Source organism: Streptomyces sp. SLBN-118 (assembly GCF_006715635.1).
GTDB lineage: Bacteria > Actinomycetota > Actinomycetes > Streptomycetales > Streptomycetaceae > Streptomyces.
In genome coordinates this window covers 734,054-753,543 of record NZ_VFNP01000002.1, presented here as the reverse complement: position 1 = coordinate 753,543, position 19,490 = coordinate 734,054, and the positions used below count along the sequence as shown (strand labels likewise).

The window sequence follows — 19,490 nt, the reverse complement described above, 5'->3', positions numbered from 1 at the left end:
TCCGGTTACGGGCCGTGAACGCGGCCGCCGAAGAAGACCTGGGTCTCGATGAGCCGCCCTCGCTCAGTCGTTCGGCGCAGCGCGGGAAGAGCCGCAAAGCGGCATCGGTACGTCCGGTTGGCCGCACGCGGTGCGGGTACCCGCCCGGCGTCCGAGGATGCATTCCAGGCCAGTGGCGCGTCCTGCAAGAAGCCTGCAAGAAGGAGGACCCATGACCGACCGACGGCCTCACAGCGCCGAAGAGGACCCTGACACTCAGGTGCCCCGTGATCCGCCCGACCAGCAGGCGCAGGAGGACGGCGACCCGCTGGAGACAGTCGGCGGCCAGGACGCGGACGAGGACACACAGAATCCCGACGCGAGCCTTCCGGACATGGACGAGTCGGGCGCCGGCCGCAGCGGAGAGCCGCGCAGTGGCGCAGTGCACCCTGAGCAGCCCGTGCCGGACGAGCCTTCCGGCTGAGTCCGGTCGCAGACGGTGCCTGACCGGGTGAGTCTGGAGGAGGCGCACCCTTCGGTGGAGCGAGCCCGCCCCGCGACGGAGGGCACAGCACTGGATCCCGAGAGGCAGGAATCACCGTGAACAGCACCCAGGAGTACACGACACCTGTCGTCGTGACGCTCAGCAGTTGCGCCAAGGAGGACGCACACAGCGTCTTCCGGCTGCTGAGGCAGTCGTTCGCCTCGGACCGCGCGGACAACGACGTACCCGACTACACCTCCCACGACACCTCGGACGTCCACACGAGCGTGTGGACCTCGACCTTCGAGGTGTCGCCCTCGCACGCCAAGCCCGGACCGGTGCGGTTGACGGCGCCCGTCAGAGTGGATCTCCAGGGAACCTACTGGGGAGTGGACCGGATGACCGAGACGCTGGCCGACGCCTTCGCCGTCAAGCCGCAGGGCATGGCTGCGGGTGACCAGGAGAAGGACGTCCAGATTCTTCTGGAGAGCGGCAGCGGATAGTTCGAGGAGGACCTGCCATGCCCATCGCCACCGTGAATCCCGCGACCGGTGAGACGCTGAGGACGTTCGACGCGCTCGGGCCTGACGAGATCGAGCGTCGTCTCGCGCTCGCCGTGATCGCCTTCCACAAGCACCGCACCACGGATTTCGGTGAGCGGGCCCAACTGCTCGACCGCGCCGCAAGCCTGCTGGAAGAGGATCAGCAGTCCATCGCCCGAACGATGACCACCGAGATGGGCAAGCCGGTCACGGCCGCCCGTGCAGAGGCGGCCAAGTGCGCGAAGGCCATGCGGTGGTACGCGGCCCACGCCGAGCAGCTCCTGGCCGACGAGAACCCCTCGACCGTCGATGTGAAGGACTCCGGGGCCACTCGGGCGAGCGTCCACTACCGTCCGCTGGGCGTCGTGCTGGCCGTCATGCCCTGGAACTTCCCCCTCTGGCAGGTCGTGCGCTTCGCCGCCCCCGCCCTCATGGCGGGCAATGTCGGACTGCTCAAGCACGCGTCGAACGTGCCCCAGACCGCCCTCTACCTGGAGGAGCTGTTCAGGCGCGCCGGATACCCGGAGGGGTGCTTCCAGACGCTGCTGATCGGATCCGGCGCGGTCGAGGGAGTGCTGCGCGACCGGAGGGTTGCCGCCGCGACACTGACGGGCAGTGAGCCGGCCGGCCGGTCCGTGGCGGCGATCGCCGGTGACGAGGTGAAGAAGACGGTGCTGGAACTCGGCGGCAGCGATCCCTTCGTCGTGATGCCCTCGGCCGACATCGATCGCGCGGCGCAGACCGCGGTGACCGCCCGCGTGCAGAACAACGGCCAGTCCTGCATCGCGGCCAAGCGCTTCATCGTCCATGCCGATGTCTACGAGGACTTCTGCGAGCGCTTCACCGCGGGAATGCGGAAGCTGACCGTCGGCGATCCGATGCAGGACTCCACCGACATCGGTCCGCTCTCCACCGAACAGGGCCGCGCCGACCTGGAGGAGCTCGTCGACGACGCCCTGCGCCTGGGGGCCACGGCCCGCTGCGGGGCACAGCGCCCCGAGAAGTTCGACCACGGCTGGTACTACGAGCCCACGGTCCTCGTCGATGTGAAGCCCCAGATGCGCATCCACCACGAGGAGGCATTCGGCCCGGTGGCCACCGTGTACCGGGTGGCCGATGTCGACGAGGCGGTGAATCTGGCCAACGACACGCCCTTCGGGCTGAGTTCCAATGTGTGGACACGCGACGACGGGGAGGTGGCCCGCTTCACCCGCGACCTGGAGGCTGGTGGAGTCTTCTTCAACGGCATGACCGCCTCCCATCCCGCGCTGCCCTTCGGCGGCGTCAAACGCTCCGGCTACGGCAGGGAGTTGTCGGGTCACGGAATCCGTGAGTTCTGCAACATCACCACGGTGTGGCACGGGGCGGAGCCCTCGGCGAGCCGCTGAAGCCACGGACCGCCGGAACCGACCCCGAGGTCTATCCCTGGCGGGACTCGTACGCGACCCCGGCGACCACCAGATCCTCCCAGGCCATGCCGACGCTCTTGAAGAGCCGCGGCCGGGAGGTGTCGGCCTGCACCGTGCCGCGCGCCAGGTCCGCCAGGCCCACCAGGGAACCGGCGTCCAGCGCACCCGAGCCGACGGCGAGGATGACGTCACCGGCCTCGCGCAGCGCGGCCCCGTGCGCCTCGACCACGACCGTCGACCGCCGCACGGTCTCGTCGTCGACCTCGCGCGCGTCGGGCTCGTGCGAGCCGACGGCGACGACCGTCGCCTGCGCGGGCAGGATCGAGCCGTCGAAGAGGGGAGTACGGGCCGTGGTGCAGCAGGCGACCAGGTCGGCCCGTGCCACGGCGCCGGGAGTCCCCGCCTCCACGATCAGGTCCGCATCGCCGTCGTACTGGGTGAGGAAAGCAGCGAGCCGGACCTCGTCGCGGCCGACGACCGTGATGTGCCGCAGCGTCGGGCGAATCGCGCGCAGCGCCTCGACATGGCTGTGTGCCTGCGGGCCGGTGCCGAAGACGACGAGGTGCTCGGGCTCCGCCACGGCCAGCAGATCGGCGGCTGCCGCCGATACCGCGGCGGTACGGATCGATGTCAGCGCGACACCGTCGAGCACCGCCAGCGGGCTCAGTGTTCCGGCATCCAGCAGCAGGTAGTTGCCCTGGATCCGGGGGAGTCCGAGCGCGGGGTTGCCCGGGGCGACGGTGGCGATCTTGACGCCCGCATAGCGGCGGGAGTGCGAGGGCATCAGCAGCAGTTGCCCGTGTTCGACCGGCACGACGCACCTGGCCGGGTCGGCCTCCGGGTCGAGCCCGTCGTACAGGGCGTGCTGAATCGCCGTGATGGCGGAGGGCATGGGGAGGGCGGCGCGGAGGCCGTCGGCGTCGATGACGGTGGGCTGGCTCATGGCGGTCCTCCGGTGCGGGGCCCTTGCGGGGCGGAACGTTACCGGCCCGCGTGGGCGGCCCGTGGCACCGTCCGGGCCGTTTACCCCCCACCCGGCCCTCCCGTAATTGGGGCAAGCCCTCAGACCCCCGTGCGCTTCGCGCGTGTCCTCAAACGCCGGCTGGGCCGAACACTTCAGCCCAGCCGGCGCTTGAGGCGCGAGGGTTCGGGGGCGGAGCCCCGGCAAGGTCCAAAGCGCCGTCAGACGTTCGGCACCTTCAGTCTGTCCCAGCTCGACTTGCCCGGGATCCCGTCCGCATCGCTCCCCGAGAACCCCAGCTTCCGCTGCCATGCCGCGTACGACTTCCGGTCGGCCTCCGACCAGTGCGGGCTCGGCCCCTCCTCGTAGCGCCCGCAGCCCTCCGCCACCAGCCGCTTGCCCATCGCCGTGATGATCGGGCTGCGCCGCCCCGGCGCGAAGAAGGCGGCGCCGGGGAACGGCTCGAACGTCGCCGGCGGCTTCGGCGCGGGCGGCTTCGGCGGGCCGTCCGGGCTGCCGCCCAGACGCGCCTTGATCCGGGCTCGCATCGAGTCCATCGTGAACCCGCGCGGGTCGACCTTCCCCGGCTGCCACTCCTTGTGGCCGATCACCGAGCGGTGGGTCCAGCCGTGTGCCCGGCAGATCGCCGCCGCCGCCTTCTCGATCGCCTCCAGCTGCACCGCGGGCCAAGGGTCAGAGCCGGTGCCCATGTTGACGCACTCGAAGCCGTAGAAATAGCGGTTGCCGTCGGTGTTGGCCTCGTTGTCGGAGGGCAGGGCGGTCTCGTTGATCACCGCGCGCAGGACGTCGTCGTCGCCGAGTCCGGCGTGGTTGGCCCGGCCGTTGCCGACCAGGTGGACCGTGCCGTCCTTGGCTATCACCCCGTGGCACAGCGGCCCCGGCAGGCTGGGGTAGCCGTCATAGCAGATGTTCACGGAGTTCTGGGTGCCCGAGGTGACGGTGTGATGGATCATCACGCCGCGCATGGGGCCCCAGGGCCCCTTGTGGTTGCGGTTGTGTGTGCGCCAGCTGCGCTCCTCGACGACCTGAAGCCCTTCGTCACGCAGAACCTTGACCAGTTGGGAGGCGGTCAGAGGCGTTGCCATCGTGATGTTCCTTTCCAGGTGCTACGTCAGTGGTCGGGCTGTCCTTCGAGGTCCTGCCCCGCAGTGCCGGGGCCCGAACCGCCCGCCGCCGTGCTCTCAGCAGCCGCTGCCTCCGCCTCGTACTCGGCCTCTGCCGCCAGCGCCTCGGCGTCGGCCGCCGGGATGGGCGCCGCCAGCGGGGCGAACGTCTGGCGCAGGTCGGCCACCGAGCCCTCGCCGAGCACCCAGGCGAGCGGCGCACAGTGGACGTGGTTGCCCGCCGGGGCCTGGAGGAGCGGCCGGCGAGCCGCGTCCGTCGGCCACTCGACATTACCCGTCGCGGTGCGCGCCGCGACGGTCCAGTAGTCGCCCGTCCTATAGGCCTTGCCGGGCTCGAAGTAGACGAACACACCGTCCTCCAGCGGGAGCCAGCCGCCCTCCTCGATCCGCAGGGCTCCATGACGCAGCTTTGCCGCGCCCTGCTTCGTACGGCCGGAGCCGCCGGCGCGCCCGGAGCCCGAACGGTGGTCCCAGCGCCGCAGGAAGGGGTGGAGTTCCGGTCGGCGCCCCACCGACGGGTCCGGCTCGGCCGAGAGCCGCACCCGGCGCCCTGGCAGGTCGAGCTCCTCGACCCTCAGGAGCGGCAGCGGCTCGTTGCGGCTGAGGTAGGCGGTGTCCGCGAACTCGACCCAGTCACCGACGTTCAGATCGAGCTTGTCGTCGCTGCCGAGGGAGGCCAGCTCCACCCAGGTGCCGTCGAGTTGGTCGACCGGGAAGGTCACCGAGCCGTTCTCCCGCGACCACTTGAAGGTCGCGTCCTTGGCCACGCCGCCCTCGTGGATCTCCACGCGGTACATCTGGTTCTCCTGGCCCCGGTAGCGGGCGTCAGGCTTCACCAGGCACGGGTCCTCGGCCGCGTGCTCGGGACGCTCGCTGCGCGCCGCCATCCGGGCGCCGGGCGCCTGGGCGGCAGCCCACTTCGTGAAGGCCGCCCGTACCTGGTCCTTCGTCGCCCCGTCTTCCAGTTCCAGCTGCGAGCCGGGCAGCGGAAGGACCTGCCACACGACCTTCAGCCGGGCCGCGGTGTCGGGCATCGCGGACCCGAGCGCGACCTCACGCAGCAACGGGTCCTCGGCCGCCGTGACCGAGCGCTCCCACACCTTCAGGTAGGCGAGATACGGGAACTGGGAGGGCAGCCGGTCACCGGGACGCTCGGGGTCCCGGTGTCCGTCGGGCTGGTCCCAGTACGTCCAGGCGGCAGGCGGCGCGGCCGGTGCGGGCGCGTCGGCGGGCTCCTCCTTCTCGCCCTCCTCGGCGCCGTGCGCGTCGTCCACGACCGGGACGCCCGGCTGCGGGCGGGTCGCGTCCAGCAGGATGCCGTCCACGTAATAGCGCCCGCCGCCGATGGACAGGTCGTCCAACTCCCGGCTCCCGCCCACGAAATGGAGCTCGAAGCCGGTTGCGCCGAGCGGCCCGCCGTGCTGTCCGATCAGATCGGCGGCAGTCGTACGGGCCTGCGCCAGCTGGATCGCGGTCTGCTCATTGGCATCGGCGTCCAGCTGAACACGGCCCTGCTGGGCGATCACCGCCGAGTAGTGCTGGTCCGGCCGGTAGGTGCTGCGGGAGATGTCTGCGTGCATGGGAAGGGGTCCCCCTCAAAGATTGGGCAGTAGATGTCGTGTCAGGTGACGGGGATGATCCCGGCGTCGGTACCGGCCGGGGTGTACTCGGCGAGCCGGGCCCGCAGGCTGTCCTCGCGTTGCGGCTGGTACAGGTCGTGGAACGCGCCCATCTCGGAACCGTCTTCGGCGCCCCGCTTGATCTCCTGCGCACAGGCCGCCGCGAGTTGCCCGTAAGCGGGCGTGCCGTAGCGCTCACTGGTGAACAGCGGGCGGACCAGCTGGGCATTCTGACGGCCCGCCAGGTCAGGCTGGCAGCGGTGGCGGCGCGGGGTGCGCGAGAGCGGCGGCACGTACGAGAAGCGCATACAGCCGATGCCTCGCCGCGCCACCTGCATCCGGCCGGTGAAGATGCTGTTTTCGGCGATCTCCACGGCATGGGTGTGGACTTCCCCGATGACGGTGGTGCGGTGCGCGTGCAGCACGGCGTGCGCGTGGCGGCAGTCCGGGGCGGACAGCGCCGCCCGGTCGTGGCCTGTGGCGTCCAGGATGCTGTCGCGGATGTGGATGGGCAGTGGCTCGTGGTTCACCTCGTCGCCGATGACCTCGATGGTGCCGAGGATGCTGCGCTCGATCGACACGCACGCCGTTGTGCGGTCCAGGACCAGGGTGGGTTCGTCGGGGGAGTGCGGATGGCACTCCGGCTCCAGCGACCAGCCCGGTACGAGCGTGCAGTGCCGCAGTGATACCGCGCCCACCGGACCGGTGACATTCAGCCCGCGACCGGTGATCAGCAGACCGTCGAGCACTATGCGAGGCGGCTCACCCTCACGGTCCTCCCGGGCGCGGATGTTGAGCGCGTCGGGCCGGTTGCTGTACCAGTCGAGAAGCCGGATGACGGGCCTGGTGCCCTCGGCGGCGCGCACCTCGAGACGGTCGCCCGGATCCAGATCGAAGTCGAGCTGTTCCTGGTAGGCGCCGCTGTGCGCGATCTCGATGACGCCTTCGGGGCCGCACAGCCCCGAACGCCGCTCGCGCTGCCAGTCGTTGTACGCGTCCATGATCCGCTGATAACTCTGGTCCGGGCCGACCCGGTAGACCTTCGCCGCCGTCGGCGTCTCACGCTCGCGCGGGTACTCGCCGCCGCCAGTGTCGTCCGCGAACGCGTGGTGGTAGGTGACCCAGACGCCCTGTCGCGGAGCGGACCGCGAACCGAAGGCGATCCTGCCGAGCGCCGGATCGACCGCCACCTGGCCGCGCTTGGGGCGGTAGCGCCAGTGGGTCAGGTCCGCCACCACGATGTCCGACAGCGGCACCGGCTCGTCCTGACCGTCGCGCCAGATCGTGAAGCTCTTGCCCGGCCCGTAGTAGTCCGCGAGCCGGTCGGCGAGCTGCCGGCGCCGGATGTATGCGGGCACATTGTCGATCGTCGCGACATGCGTGGCCGAAGACTCTGGGACCGGCTTGGTCACCAGGGGAGTGTCATTGCCAAGAATCGAGAAGGTGTACAGGTTGCGGGCCCGGTCGATGCAGTACGCGGGCGCACCGGTCACGTGGTACGGCTTCAGCCGCCAGACAAAGAGACCGACCCCGGCGGGCGAGTAGCCTCCTTGCCTGCGTGCCGAGTCGGCCCGCCGCACATTCACCGACTGGGCCACCGCCCCGAACGGCCCGCCCGCCAGATCGAGGGTCGCACCGTCGCGTACGTCCACGAGCCTGCCGCGCTCCAGGCGGCGCGCGTTGGCGGCCGCGGTGCCTGATCCGTACAGCTTCACCGGCTGCTGGTGGGAGACGAGCCGGGAGAATTCCACGGCCCGCGAAGGCCATCCGGCGACGTCCCCGGCCAGCTCCTCAAGGAGGGCGAGGGTGCCCTTGCGGCGCCGGTTGGCGAGTGTGGCGGCCACATCGCGGCGCGGCGCCAGGGCCTCGGCGAGCCGCAGGCGCGAATCGTCCCCGCCCTCGCCCTGAAGACCCTGCGCCTGCACACGTTCGTAGCCCGGCAGCGGGGAGTAGCCGATTAGATCGCCGAGATACGGCAGCACCCAGGGCGCCGCCGTCTCCACGAACCAGTCCTCGTACCCCTGCTCGACTCCGTCCCGCACCCGGTCGACCTGCTCGGCGATCACCGCGAGCAAGGCGCGCAGCGGCTCCCCGCCCTCGGCGTCCCGCAGGCGGTGCCACTGCGGAAGCAGATCGGCGAGGCCGTCCGGTTCCCTGGTCATGAGGTGACCTCCGTCAGAATCAGCGTGTCCGCGACATGCGGGGAGAGCAGGGCGAGCTGAGCGGGCCGGATGCCGCGGAAGACGAACACGGCCCGGCCCTTCTCCAGCCGCCGGGTGTCGGTGATGTCCGGGTTCAGCCGCAGCAGTTCGGCGAGCGCGATGCCGTGCCGTGCGGCGATCTGTTTGAGCGTTTCGCCGTCGTCGGCGGTGACGCGGTGCACTGCTTCGTCGTACTCGGCGAGCCGGGCTCCGACCGCGGTGCGCGGCCGGCCGAGCGAACTCGCCAGCCCGGTCAGCCCGTCGGGCGTCACTGACGCGGGCACACCGGTGAACACATCCACGTCGACATAGTCGACACCGGGCACCGCATGCGCCGTCGCCAGCACCTCGGACAGGCGAGCGGGACGGCCCAACTCGCGCCGCCCGCTGCCGAATTGGGTCAGCAGCGCCCGACGCAGCCGCGGCTCGACCACGCTCCAGGTGTGGTCGGGCGCGACCTTCACCTTCGCCGCGAGCAGCAGGAGCACCAGCTCGCGCACATCCACCCTCACCGGCAGGCGCGAGTCACCGTACTCGGCCAGCGAGGACCGCAACGCGCGCAGAACCTCCGAGTCCTCGGCGATCGCGATGTCGTCGACACCGGCGACCGTCACATGGAGCACCCGGCGCCGGCCGTCGAAGATCTCCCGGGCCGAGGCCCGCCCGATGCCCGCACGCGAGCGCGCGAAGTCCTCGTAGTCCCGGGCTGACACGAGCCGGTCGAGCGCCGAGACCGCCAGCGGGATCGTGCGCCGGGTCAGCCCCGGGCCGTCGGCGTCCGCGCCGCCCGTGGCGGGCTGCGGGTTGGTGACGGCACTCACGCCGAGCGGCCGGGAGACCGCCTGAGTGATGCGGTCCGCCCGCACGTTGGCGGCCTTGCCGGTGCCGAAGCGGTACCGGGCCCGGACGTTCTCGTGCCCGGTGGACAGCCGCGCTCCGTGCACCCCGTCGCCGAAGGTCACCGTCGTACGCCCGTCGCCGGCCGTCCCCGAGACGTAAACGCGCTCGCGCGGACCACGCCCTGCCAGGCTGTCCACCTCGTGCCACAGCAGCCCGTCGACGCGCACTTCGAGCGTGGGCGTCGCGCCGAGGGGATTGGCGGCCGGCAGCCAGGTCAGCGGAGACTGCCACAGCGTGAACGTCTGGTTGGCCCGGTCGGCGTCCCCGCTGCCGATCGGCTCGTCACGGCTCTCGCCGTGCGTCGCCGGCACCACATTGCCCTGCACGCGCACCGTGTCACGGCGGTAGCGGTGGGCCAGGTCCGTCGTCAGCGTCAGCTTCGTGTGGACATGGTCGCCCGGCAGGTGCGGGTCGAGCTGCTGCTCCACCGCCGCGATCACCACCAGTTCGGTGCCGCGTACCCCCGCCGTGCCGGGGATGTCGGTGCGTTCGCCCGAGACCACCAGATGGCGGCCGGGCCGCAACCCGTCGTACAGCTCCGCCAGTTCGAGCTCATTGCCGTGCACGTCCTCGCCCAGTGGCTCGTCTGCGGGCCGTAGCGCCTCGCCGCCCGCATGCACGGTCGCGTCCCGGATCGCCGAGAGCAGGACGTCGTGCTCGTCCAGCCACGGATCGGCGAGCGTCAGCTCGGTGCCGCGGCCGGTGATCCCGTAGTTGGTGTACGCGGCGGTGCGCACGGCGGTGACCCGAGTGGTCACGAGCGCGAGCTTCTTGTCGCCGGGGATGCCATCGGGTTCCCCGGACCCCTTGCGGGGACGCTCGATCGCGACCCAGCTGCCGACCGTGATCCCGTCCTGCACGGAGTCGAGCGGCAGGACATGACGGTTCGCCCGCTCCGGCACGGTCGCGATGCCGATCTCGACCTGCGGGGGCTCGCTGCCGACCGTGTACCGCGCGGTCACCTCCACACCGCCGTGCGTGACCTGCTTGTGGTCACCGGGCGACAGCAGCCAGTTGAGAGGTTCGCCGTTGTGGACGGCCACGTGCACCCGCCCGTCCTCGGCGGGCCTCGACACGAACAGCGTCCGCTCCGGAAGCCCTTGGGAGTACTCGGCCGTCACGCCGGGTTCCTGGGAGTCCGCGGGGCGCCTGGTCAGCCAGCTCAGATCGTGGTCCTGGCCCACCCGGGTCTGCAGTGAGACCCTGCCGGGCCCCAGACCGAAGCTCGTCTCCGCGGGCAGATTCTCCGAACGCTGCCACGAGGACCCGGTCTCGATGTGCTGGAACTCGGCCCGCACCGGAACCCGTCCGGCCGTGTCGTACACGATCCGCATCGTAGTGAGTTCTCCGCCGCTCACGGGCCAGTCCGTCTGCCGGATCACCCGTCCGTGCTCGTCCTGCACGGGCTTGAGCGGCGCCGTCGCCCCGAACGGCGCGGCGGTCACCCGCATCGCCTGAAGCTCCCGCAGCAGCGCGGGCGCAGCAGGAGCCGCCCGCCGCCACGCCGCGTACAAACCGTCCGCGACCCGAGGATCGAGCGCCGACAGCAGCTGTGCCCCGAGGTCGGAGCCCGGCGCGACGTACCGGCCCGGATCGTGGGACAGCGTGTGCGCCCCCGACGGGGGCCGCACCACGCGGGTGCGCAGCGCGGGCAGTACGGCGCCGAGCGCCCGCATGGCCGCCGAGTCCGAAGCCGCCGCAGGGCTCTGAGGGCGGGAGGGCTCCAGATCGGCCGCCCGCTCCATCAGCTCACCGACCATGGCCTCCAACTGCTCGAACCAGCCCGCGACTTCCTCGTACGGCGCCGCTAGCGCCTGCGCCTCGGCGAGCCGGTCGTGCGGCTCGACGAGCCGCGCCGCGAACTGCGCGGGGGTCGTGATCCCGGCCAGGTCGGCGCGGAGCGGGGCGAGCACCTGAGCATCGAAGTCCTCGATGATCCGGCTGACGGGGCGCGGGTTGGGGTTGTCGGGAGTCGGCTCACCCTCCTCGGCCTCCCGCTCGTCCTCGGTGATCCACTCGCGCAGCTCGGCCACCAGCTCGGACAGCGAGGGCGGGGCGGACTGCGGCAGCCCGATCGCCGTGACGTCGTCGTCCCGGTCGATGCGGACGCGTGCCACGGGGAGCAGCAGCCGCTGCCCCGGGGCGTCCTTGTCCCCGCCGAAGACGAAGAGCAGCTTGTCCCCGGTCTGCAGCGAGGCGTCGGTCCCGGAGACGAAGATCTCCGGGCGCCCCCGCAGGTCGTCCGGGGTGAGCAGCGCCGGCCGGCGCCGGCGCACCGCCGGCTCGTTCCACTCCCAGCGGGCGACGAGGTCCTCGCTGGTCTCGAAGGCCTGCGACTCCTCGTCGGAGGTGCTGGGCACGCTGTTGGCGCGCGCGCCGCGCGGGATCAGCACCGGCACGTCCTCGGCCCGCGGATCGCGGTCCAGCGTGTACGCCAGATGCGTGTCCGCGGCGATGCCCGGCCGCGGCCGGTGCCCCACAAGACGCCCCAGCAGAGCCAGGGAACGGTGTTCGTCGGCCGTGCGCAGATATCCCTCGTCGGCGATGCGCTCGGAGTGGAAGGTGAGCAGATCGCCCACGACCGCCCAGGCGTCGAGCAGCCCGATCGACGGATCGTCCGGGGTGCGGACGGTCAGCCCGCGCAGTGCCGGATAGGCGGGGGAAGCAAGCCGGTCCAGCATGCCCGCGAGGAACGAACCGTACTCGCCGACCCGGTAGTTCAGGGCCGCGCGCCCCGGCGGGTTGTACAGAGCCTTCGGCGCGTGGCGCTCGTCGTGCCCGCCGCACCCGCATCCGCAGGAGCCGCTCATCGCGCACCTCCGCCGAGCTCGATGGACAGCCGGCCGAGCTCCGGCCGGTCCGGGTCGTTGTCGCAACGCGCGATCTCCAGCGGGCCGAGCCGCAGCACGCCTGCCTCCAGTGCCGTGTCATCGAGTGGATCTTCATGGAACAGCCGGCGCAGCCGGGTCACCCGTACGCTCTCCACGCCCGGGACGGCCGCAGCTGTGGCCACCAGACGGCTGAGCCGCACCGGTTCACCGAACGTCAGCGCGTCGGGATGGAAGAAGCCGAGCCGTCCCCCGGTCAGCGGGCGGCTGCCGAGGAGCCGGTACAGCTCGGCGAGGATCTGGCCGTGCTGATGACCGGGCGTCGCGCACACCGCCAGCGCGATGTCCAGCGGCACTGACCTCGCGGGCCCCACCACGAGGTCATGCCCGATGCGGCGGTAGCTCTCCAGCGCGTACGCCACCGAGTCGAGCAGCTCCGCGGACGCGTCCCCGCTGCCCAGAGGGTCGACGGCGACATGTGCCTCCTGCACACTGCCGGTCCACCGGATCTCGGCAGCCGCGCGCTGGACTCCGGGCAGCTTCGACGCCAGTGCCGCATAGTCCTCGGCGGTGACGGCCCGCAACCGGGTGCGCTTCAGGTCGAGCGGGGCGAGCTGGCGCACCTGCTCGACCGGCTCGGGCTCCGTGCCACCGACGGCGGGCAGCGGATTGCGTACGCCCGCGACGGGCATCGCATCCCCGGCGTCGGCGTCCTTTGGATCGCGGCACAGCACCAGATGGTTGATGGCCTCAGCGCCGACGTTGCCGGCGACGCCGCCGCCTAGCCGGTAGTGCAGTTCCAGCCGCGCTCCCGGCCGCGGGCGGGCGCCGTGGCGCCCGTCCCCGAACCGCAGCGCGATCCGGCCGTCGTCCTCCAGCTCACCGACGAAATGCCGCTCGCGCGCACCCGATTCGAGAAGATCCCGCCTCGCGCTCCACCATTCCTCGCCGTCCCCCACCGTCACGGCGGGAAGCGCGGCCCGCGGATCCTGTACGAGCGCGGCCGCGGGACCCCGCAGCACCGGCTCGTCCGGACCGGTCCCCGCCGCGTATTCGGCGCCCCATGTGTGCGTGATCTCCCAGGCGATGGAGTCGTCCAGGACCGCACCGGCCCGCGCACGGGCCGTCAGCACCTCGAGACGTCGAAGCTTCGCGGCGAGCAGCCGCTCACTGCGGTGCAGCAACTCCCGCAGCGCGCGCACCGGATAACGGCGCAGTTCGAGACGCTCCAGCACCCGGATTCCGAACAGCACGGTCAGTTCGGCGATTTCGGGCTCGGTGAGTCCGTCGCAGTCGCGGGCGCTGCGCCACAGCTCCACAAGACGCCGGCGGACCCGTCCGGGGATGGCGGCCAGCCGTGTGGACTGTCCGACCGAGACATGACGCGGGTCGGGGAACGGCACCGCCTGGACGACGGGGGAGCGCTGCAACACCGGCCTGAAACGTGCCGGGATACCCGGGTAGACGACCTGAGCCAGCAAGGTCGACAGCGCCTCGGCCTGCTCATAGGCGGTGCCGGGGACGACCTTCTCCCGTCGGCGGCCCGCGAGTTCCAGGCCAAGGCCCGCACGCACGGTCTCGTCCTCGCCGACAACGGTGAACAGCTCGCGTACCTGACCTGCCGTCAGTAGCCCACCGCAGCGGGTCTGCTCCAGACGGGCGTTGATCAGATCCGCCGTGGCGTTGCCCTCCTTGCGGTCCCAGCAGCCGAAGCCGGACGGTTCGCAAGAACCGAGGACGGAGGGCGCGGGAGGCACGGTGACCGTCTCCGGGGTCCCGCCGCGACACGTCAGTGAGCGTCCGTGGTCGACGAGCACCACATTCCCGCGCGCCACGCTCACATCCTCGACCGGCTCGCAGTCCGTGCCGCCCTGCGTCGACAGACAGACGGCGAAGTTCAGCGCGTCCTCCTGCGCCCAGGTGACCTCGAGCACCGGCTGGTCGGCAAGCCGGTCCACGACCGGAGTGACCGAGGTGAGGCGGACGGCCTGGCGGTGGGAGGGGTCGGCGTCGCCCGGTGTACCCGAGCGTGCCCCCCGTACCTCCTCGATCAGCAGCAGATCGCCCGGAGCCAGCTCCAGCGACCTGACCGAGCACTCCTCATCCGCCCACGCGTCCCTGAGCGTTGCGGATGTGGCCCCCTTGGGCAGCGAGCACACCTCGTCGCCCCAGGTCCAGAAGCGGATCGTGTTGTGCTCGGGGCGCAGCGCCAGCGGCTCGCCGGCGACGAGCGGCTCGAACACCTCGACCGATCCACGCTCGTCGAGCACAGCCAGATCCCGGTCGTCGATGACGGTGCCGATCGCCGGCCTGTCGCGCGGCCCGAGGCTGCGCACGTCAACGGCCGCGAAGCGGTACGTGCCGGGTTGCAGCGTCAGCGCCCGTACCGTCTCGACCGCGACGAAAGCGCGCGCGTTGACGCCGTCGTGCATCGGGTAGTCGATGAGCCGCACATGACGGCGTACGGAGACGCGGCGGCGGGCCGTGTCGAGATATGCCTCCGTCGCCACCGCGTCCTGCTGATAGCTGATCCGGTCGGCGGTGTGGGCGAGCAGTTCGACCAGCGTCGTGCCCAGGTCGGCCGCATTGCGCTCCACCCAGTCCGGTGTGGTGAGCGCCAGCCGGTCCAGGATGAGGCGGCGGATCGAGTCGTAGTCGCGCGCGGTGTAGTCGATGACCGGCGCGGCCGGGAACGACGGCGGGCAGTCGGGCTGCTCGTCCTTGCAGTCGAAGGGCGTCGGGCAGTCGGGCCGGAAGTCGAATCCGGCGGAGAAATACCGCTGGTCGAAGCCGGGGAAGGGCTCGGTGCCCGGCCGCCCGTACGGATCGGTGTCCACGACGGAGAGCGTGTAGCGGGACGTGTCGCCGGTGCGGTCCAGCGTGACGAACAGCCGGTCGTCGAGCTCCGGGTCCTCCTCGCGCTCGACCGACACCTCGACGGCCCCGATGCCTGTGATCCGGCGCCCGCCGTCGATACGTACGTTCTCCGGGCACAGCCCGCGGGGCGCCTTGCCGAGGAAGGTGACGGTGAGCGTCAGCCCGTCGTCACCGACCTCGACGGCATCCACACCGCCGAGCTGCGCGGCCCGTACCTTGGCGCGCCTGCCGTCCGCACGGCAGACCAACTCCTTGCTCGTACCGCTCATGCCGGGCCGCTCCCCTCGAACACGTCGTCGCGCCGGCTCGCGGTGGAGCGCACCACGTAGCGCAGATACACCCGGACCACGTTCTCCTCGCTCACCACGTCCAGGGACTCCACCTCGATCAGCTCACCCAGCCAGCGCTGCAGGGACGCCTGCACCGACAGCTCCAGTGCGGAGGCCAGCTCCGGGCTGTTGGGCGTGAAGACCAGATCCAGCAGCCCACAGCCGAAGTCGGGGCGCATCACGCGCTCGCCGGGGCTGGTGAACAGCAACTGCTCGATCAGATCGCGCACATGCTCGTCGAACGCGGCGTGCGCGGTGCGTCCCCGCCGGTCCGTGCGGAAGGGGAAGGCGATGTCGCTCCTCATCGCGACGACACCCCCCGCGCCGACGCGGCGACCACCGGCGGGCCCTGCGGCACCAGCGCGGCGCTGAAACAGAGCGCGGACGTGCTCTCCAGCAGCACCGCCCTGCCGTCGACGAGCACACCATTGCGGTCCGGCGTCCAGCGGACCGTGGTGCACGGCACCGGTACGCCGCCGACCGTGTGGCGGCAGCCGCTCACCGTGAAGACGTCCTCTGCTGTGGGCACCGGATGGCCGTCGATCCGCACTCCGGACGACGGGGCTGAGGCGGGCACGACGCGGCCGCCGTGCGGGCAGCTGATCACGCTGCCGCCGTTCACGAGATTCCCCGACAACACGTAACTCCCCGTTCCCTTGGTCCTGGTGCTCATCGCTTCTTCGGCACGATCAGCCGGCCCTCGTTGATGTTGACCTCGTTGCCGATCAGCACGATCGACGCCCCCTTGCCGTTGCCGATCGTCACGCCCTTCTCGTCGATCTGGACGTAGGCCCCGCCCCTGGCCTCAAGCAGAATCCCCGTGCCACCGGGAACGTCCGACATCACCAGCTTGTGATCGCCCGGCGTCTGGATGACCACCGGCTGCGAACCGGGCAGCTCGGCACTCGCCCTCGGCGGCAGCTCGGAGGCGTCCCCGTACCAACTCCCCGTCCAGATGGGGAAGCTGGGATCCCCCTGCTCGAACTCCATCCACACACCGGCGCCGATCTGCGGCACGACGTACTGACCCGCGTGCCGTCCGGTGAAGGGCAGACAGGGCAGCGCCCAGGTGGAGGCCTCCTCGCCGAGCACATCCGGCACCTGGGCCGTGATCCGGCCGAGCTTGAGCGGATCCCTGTTGTCAATCACCCGCCCCCGGAACTTGCCGAGAAACCGGTTGTTCGGTCCTGCAGCCATGCGAAGTTCTCCTGGTCCTCACGTCTTTTGGGACGCGTCTTTACGGGCGCACTGTCCTGCTGCGGGCGATGAGGCCCTCGCGGGAGAGCGTGAAGTTCTGCTGGTACGAGCCGGGCCTGAGGTTGTGCGTCACGCTCTTGACGTAGTAGTCGCCGTCGTACGTCACGCCCGAGCCGCGAACGCCCACCAACTCCCGTGGCCGCAGGACATATCCGTGCCGGTTGACATCCAGCGACCCGGACCCGGAAATCGCGTCCGCGGACGTCGCGGCCCTGGCGAGGGTCTCGGCCTCCGCCTGCCCGGGCTCCTTCTTCGCCGTACCGGACAGGGTCTTGCGCTTGAGGGCGGGGGAGGCGCGGAGGCCGAGAGGCGGCCGCAGCGGGCTGATGTCGGGCTGCGCGAGCAGCCGGACATCGCGGGTGCGCGGGTCCTGGACGCGGGCCTGGGGCTCCTCCCTGGCCGTGCCGTCGTAGGCGAACGTCAGCTGGTCGACGGTGGAGTTGTTGTCCATGTTCACGTTCAGCGCGTGCTGGCGCTGCCCCACCCGCTGCTCGGGACCCCAGAAGGCGATGGACCGGCCGATGCCCGGCCCCGGCTCCAGATAGAAGGTGTACCCGTTGGCGCGGGCCAGCTCGTTCAGATAGTGCAGATCCGTGCCCGTCTGGTAGTCGACCCGCAGCTGCTCGCGAGGCGGCTGATGGATCTGCTCGCGGATGATCCAGGGATCGATTCCGTAGTCCGCGTACCGCCGCAGAATCCGCTCGACGCGCTGGGCCGGGCCGAGGTTCGGATACCGGTCCGTCCGTTCCTCCAGATCCATCAGCAGGGTCAGATCCTCACCCGTGACGGTGAGCGTGGTCTGTCCCGGCTGATTGCTGGCGCCCACTTCCTGCCGCACGATCAGCCCGTCCAGGATCACCGTCGGCGTCCCCTTCACGGACGTCGTGACGATCACCCTGGTCTTCGGATCGAAGTACCCCTCGGGCAGCAGCCGCTGTGTGATCAGCCCCCGCTTGGTCATATCGAAGGCGAGCTGGAACCCGCTCCGTTCCCCGGCGGTCATGGTGATCTGCGCGGACAGCAGAGCCTCGGCCACCTCGGCAGGCACCGGGCGGGTGAGCTTGGGCCCCATGTGCAGGGTGAGATGGACGGGCCCGGCCCCGATGGGCTCGTCAGCCATGGAACCCACCCGGCAGAGGAATCTCGATCGTCCGGCCCGGCTCGGCGGTCAGCTCCTGCGGGTCCAGTACGGGATTGGCGTCCGCGATCTGCCACCACTGCCCGGGGTCGCCGAAGTAGCGCTGCCCGAGATGATCGGGGCGCTCGCCGCTGCTGACGGTGTGCGGGGCGGTCTCGTCGGCGGCCTGGCTGAGCGGGGGCAGCAACCGCCGCTTCGTGTAGCGCACTTCGGTCCCGTCGGGGAGGCGGTGTACGCCGATCTCGGCATCGTGGTACCGGCTGGTGCGCGGGTACGGATGTGCCCCGGGGATCGCGTCCAGCGCACTCTCATATGGATCGATCACGTGCTACAGCCCCCGTCCCAGACCGAGTTCGGCCAGCCGTCCGCCGCGCGCGGCGGCGGCAAGCCGTTCCTTCTGCGCCAGATGTGCGAGATACAGGTCGGCCCCGCGGTGCCCGGCGGGCAGATCGCTCACGCTGAGCACCTTCAAGCCGATGCCGAGGCTCGCCCTGATCGGATTGAGATTGACGTCGAACGCCGACTCATTGATGGACAGTTCGGTGAGCCGCACCGGCATGACGCGCTTGCTCCCCCAGGTGAAGAGGGTCAGCGGCATCTCGATCGGGCTGATCTCGATGGTGCCCTTCTGGGTCCGGCGGGAGGCTTCGCGCAGCTGTGCGCTGGTGGGATGCACGAGCATCTCCAGCGTCGCGAGCTGCGGATGGATCCCGTCGGGCGCGGCGACCTCGAACTGATCGGTGGCATCGATCTCCGCGGTGAACTTCCAACTCTCCTCGGCGGGCCCCTTGAGCCGGAGGGCCTCGTTGCGATCCCCTCCGCTCCCTCCTCCACCGGCGTCACCGGAGCCGCCGGCGGCCTGGGGGGCGAGGGAGCGTTCGAGGGTGTCGGGGTTGAACTGGAGGACGATGATGCGCTGAGGGGTTCCGCGCTCGGGGTCGACGACGACGATGCCGGAGCGGATGGGCTTGGGTATGTCTGCGTAGCGGGTCACAGGATTCCTCTGTTGCTCAGTGCCAACCAGGTCATGACTCTGTGTTTCTCACGGCCCGTCAGTGTTCGCGGCCCGTAGAGCATCAAGGACGAGGGATTGCGGGTAATCCGCATCCTCCGGCCAGGAAGAGGTGATCTCCTCGATTGCCGTGCGGTGAGTGGACATATGGCGGCTGGAGAGGATGATCGCCGCCTCAAGCTGGATCTTTGGGTTCTTCTGTCGCGCGGCTTTGGCGAGCACATCCCCGGCCCGTCGGTCCGTCACATTTCCGAGCGCGACAATGCCGCGCACGCGGTCCCACACATCCCTGGATTCATCAAGGATGATATCGGCAAGAGCATTCAGAAGATCCTGATCGAGCGAGCTTGCATCGGAGAGAATCACGCCTGCGGCTTCGGCCGCGGCCTCGAGTGAGACACGAGTGGATGCCTTTTGGAGGGCTGACGTGATGGCCTGGCGGTCTTCAGGGGCATCGGGATCCACCAGGATCGTCATGACGAGCAGGGCGCTGGAATGGTTTGCTCCGTCTTCGTATGCTCCCGTTTCGCTTTTCAGGACGGTGGGACTCTTGAGGATGGATCGAGCCCTTTCCAGGACTTCATCGCTATATGGATCGAAGGGGTTGTTGTCGCCGAATCGCGTCATGGTCTCGGCGTGGTGGTAGTGGTCGAGCGCCACTCCGACAGCGACGGAGCAGTCACTCCGGAGAAGTGCAAGGAAGTCGGTCCCTTCTCCCTCACCGGACGCCAGCCGGGAACGGGCACTGGCAAGTTCGGCATCATCGATCAGAGCCTCTTGCCAGTGGTAGGAGTCAAACATCATCAGTC

The 19,490-nt window shown here is 70.5% G+C and carries 16 protein-coding genes; 3 read left to right on the top strand and 13 right to left on the bottom strand.

The genetic code is table 11. The annotated features are described in order from the left end of the window. The first annotated feature begins 211 nt into the window (after positions 1-211). The 3 genes from FBY35_RS21920 (at position 212) to FBY35_RS21910 (ending at position 2,393) form a co-directional block, all read left to right on the top strand. Positions 212-463, top strand: a complete 252-nt coding sequence (locus tag FBY35_RS21920; RefSeq protein WP_142215704.1) for a hypothetical protein — start codon at positions 212-214, stop codon at positions 461-463. Between the two features lie 116 nt (positions 464-579). Continuing rightward, positions 580-966 carry a hypothetical protein gene (locus FBY35_RS21915; protein ID WP_142215703.1) on the top strand — a complete coding sequence of 129 codons (387 nt, stop codon included), beginning with the start codon at positions 580-582 and terminating at the stop codon, positions 964-966. A 17-nt stretch (positions 967-983) separates the two neighbouring features. Continuing rightward, on the top strand, positions 984-2,393 hold the full coding sequence (locus tag FBY35_RS21910) for an NADP-dependent succinic semialdehyde dehydrogenase (RefSeq protein WP_142215702.1): 1,410 nt from the start codon (positions 984-986) through the stop codon (positions 2,391-2,393). 31 nt (positions 2,394-2,424) lie between these two features. Here the strand turns inward: FBY35_RS21910 and FBY35_RS21905 are convergent, their stop codons facing one another. The 13 genes from FBY35_RS21905 to FBY35_RS21845 form a co-directional block, all read right to left on the bottom strand. Continuing rightward, complete coding sequence (locus FBY35_RS21905; protein ID WP_142215701.1) at positions 2,425-3,357, bottom strand: ornithine cyclodeaminase family protein; 933 nt, start codon at positions 3,355-3,357, stop codon at positions 2,425-2,427. Positions 3,358-3,596: 239 nt separating this feature from the next. Beyond that, positions 3,597-4,481: a peptidoglycan-binding protein gene (locus FBY35_RS21900; protein ID WP_142215700.1), complete on the bottom strand. Its 885-nt coding sequence runs from the start codon at positions 4,479-4,481 to the stop codon at positions 3,597-3,599. 26 nt (positions 4,482-4,507) lie between these two features. Continuing rightward, positions 4,508-6,100 (bottom strand): DUF6519 domain-containing protein, encoded by a 1,593-nt coding sequence (locus FBY35_RS21895; RefSeq protein ID WP_142215699.1) that lies wholly within the window; start codon positions 6,098-6,100, stop codon positions 4,508-4,510. A 41-nt stretch (positions 6,101-6,141) separates the two neighbouring features. After that, positions 6,142-8,301: a hypothetical protein gene (locus FBY35_RS21890; protein ID WP_142215698.1), complete on the bottom strand. Its 2,160-nt coding sequence runs from the start codon at positions 8,299-8,301 to the stop codon at positions 6,142-6,144. Continuing rightward, positions 8,298-12,050 carry a putative baseplate assembly protein gene (locus FBY35_RS21885; protein ID WP_142215697.1) on the bottom strand — a complete coding sequence of 1,251 codons (3,753 nt, stop codon included), beginning with the start codon at positions 12,048-12,050 and terminating at the stop codon, positions 8,298-8,300. The genes FBY35_RS21890 and FBY35_RS21885 overlap by 4 nt, the downstream gene beginning before the upstream one ends. Continuing rightward, on the bottom strand, positions 12,047-15,214 hold the full coding sequence (locus tag FBY35_RS21880) for a putative baseplate assembly protein (protein ID WP_142215696.1): 3,168 nt from the start codon (positions 15,212-15,214) through the stop codon (positions 12,047-12,049). Before FBY35_RS21880 ends, FBY35_RS21885 begins: the two co-directional genes overlap by 4 nt. Next, entirely contained in the window at positions 15,211-15,579 is a 369-nt protein-coding gene (locus tag FBY35_RS21875; RefSeq protein ID WP_142215695.1) for a GPW/gp25 family protein, read from the bottom strand. Before FBY35_RS21875 ends, FBY35_RS21880 begins: the two co-directional genes overlap by 4 nt. Continuing rightward, positions 15,576-15,947, bottom strand: coding sequence for a hypothetical protein (locus FBY35_RS21870; RefSeq protein WP_260848779.1), 372 nt, complete (start codon positions 15,945-15,947; stop codon positions 15,576-15,578). Before FBY35_RS21870 ends, FBY35_RS21875 begins: the two co-directional genes overlap by 4 nt. Then, positions 15,944-16,471: a phage baseplate assembly protein V gene (locus tag FBY35_RS21865; RefSeq protein WP_142215694.1), complete on the bottom strand. Its 528-nt coding sequence runs from the start codon at positions 16,469-16,471 to the stop codon at positions 15,944-15,946. The genes FBY35_RS21870 and FBY35_RS21865 overlap by 4 nt, the downstream gene beginning before the upstream one ends. 40 nt (positions 16,472-16,511) lie before the next feature. Then, the gene (locus FBY35_RS21860) at positions 16,512-17,651 is read right to left on the bottom strand and encodes a hypothetical protein (RefSeq protein WP_142215693.1); all 1,140 of its coding nucleotides are present in this window, start codon (positions 17,649-17,651) and stop codon (positions 16,512-16,514) included. Next, positions 17,644-17,994, bottom strand: coding sequence for a hypothetical protein (locus FBY35_RS21855; protein ID WP_142215692.1), 351 nt, complete (start codon positions 17,992-17,994; stop codon positions 17,644-17,646). Before FBY35_RS21855 ends, FBY35_RS21860 begins: the two co-directional genes overlap by 8 nt. Positions 17,995-17,997: 3 nt before the next feature. Next, entirely contained in the window at positions 17,998-18,663 is a 666-nt protein-coding gene (locus tag FBY35_RS21850; RefSeq protein WP_142215691.1) for a hypothetical protein, read from the bottom strand. 48 nt (positions 18,664-18,711) lie between these two features. Then, positions 18,712-19,485 (bottom strand): hypothetical protein, encoded by a 774-nt coding sequence (locus FBY35_RS21845; protein ID WP_142215690.1) that lies wholly within the window; start codon positions 19,483-19,485, stop codon positions 18,712-18,714. Positions 19,486-19,490 lie beyond the last annotated feature (5 nt).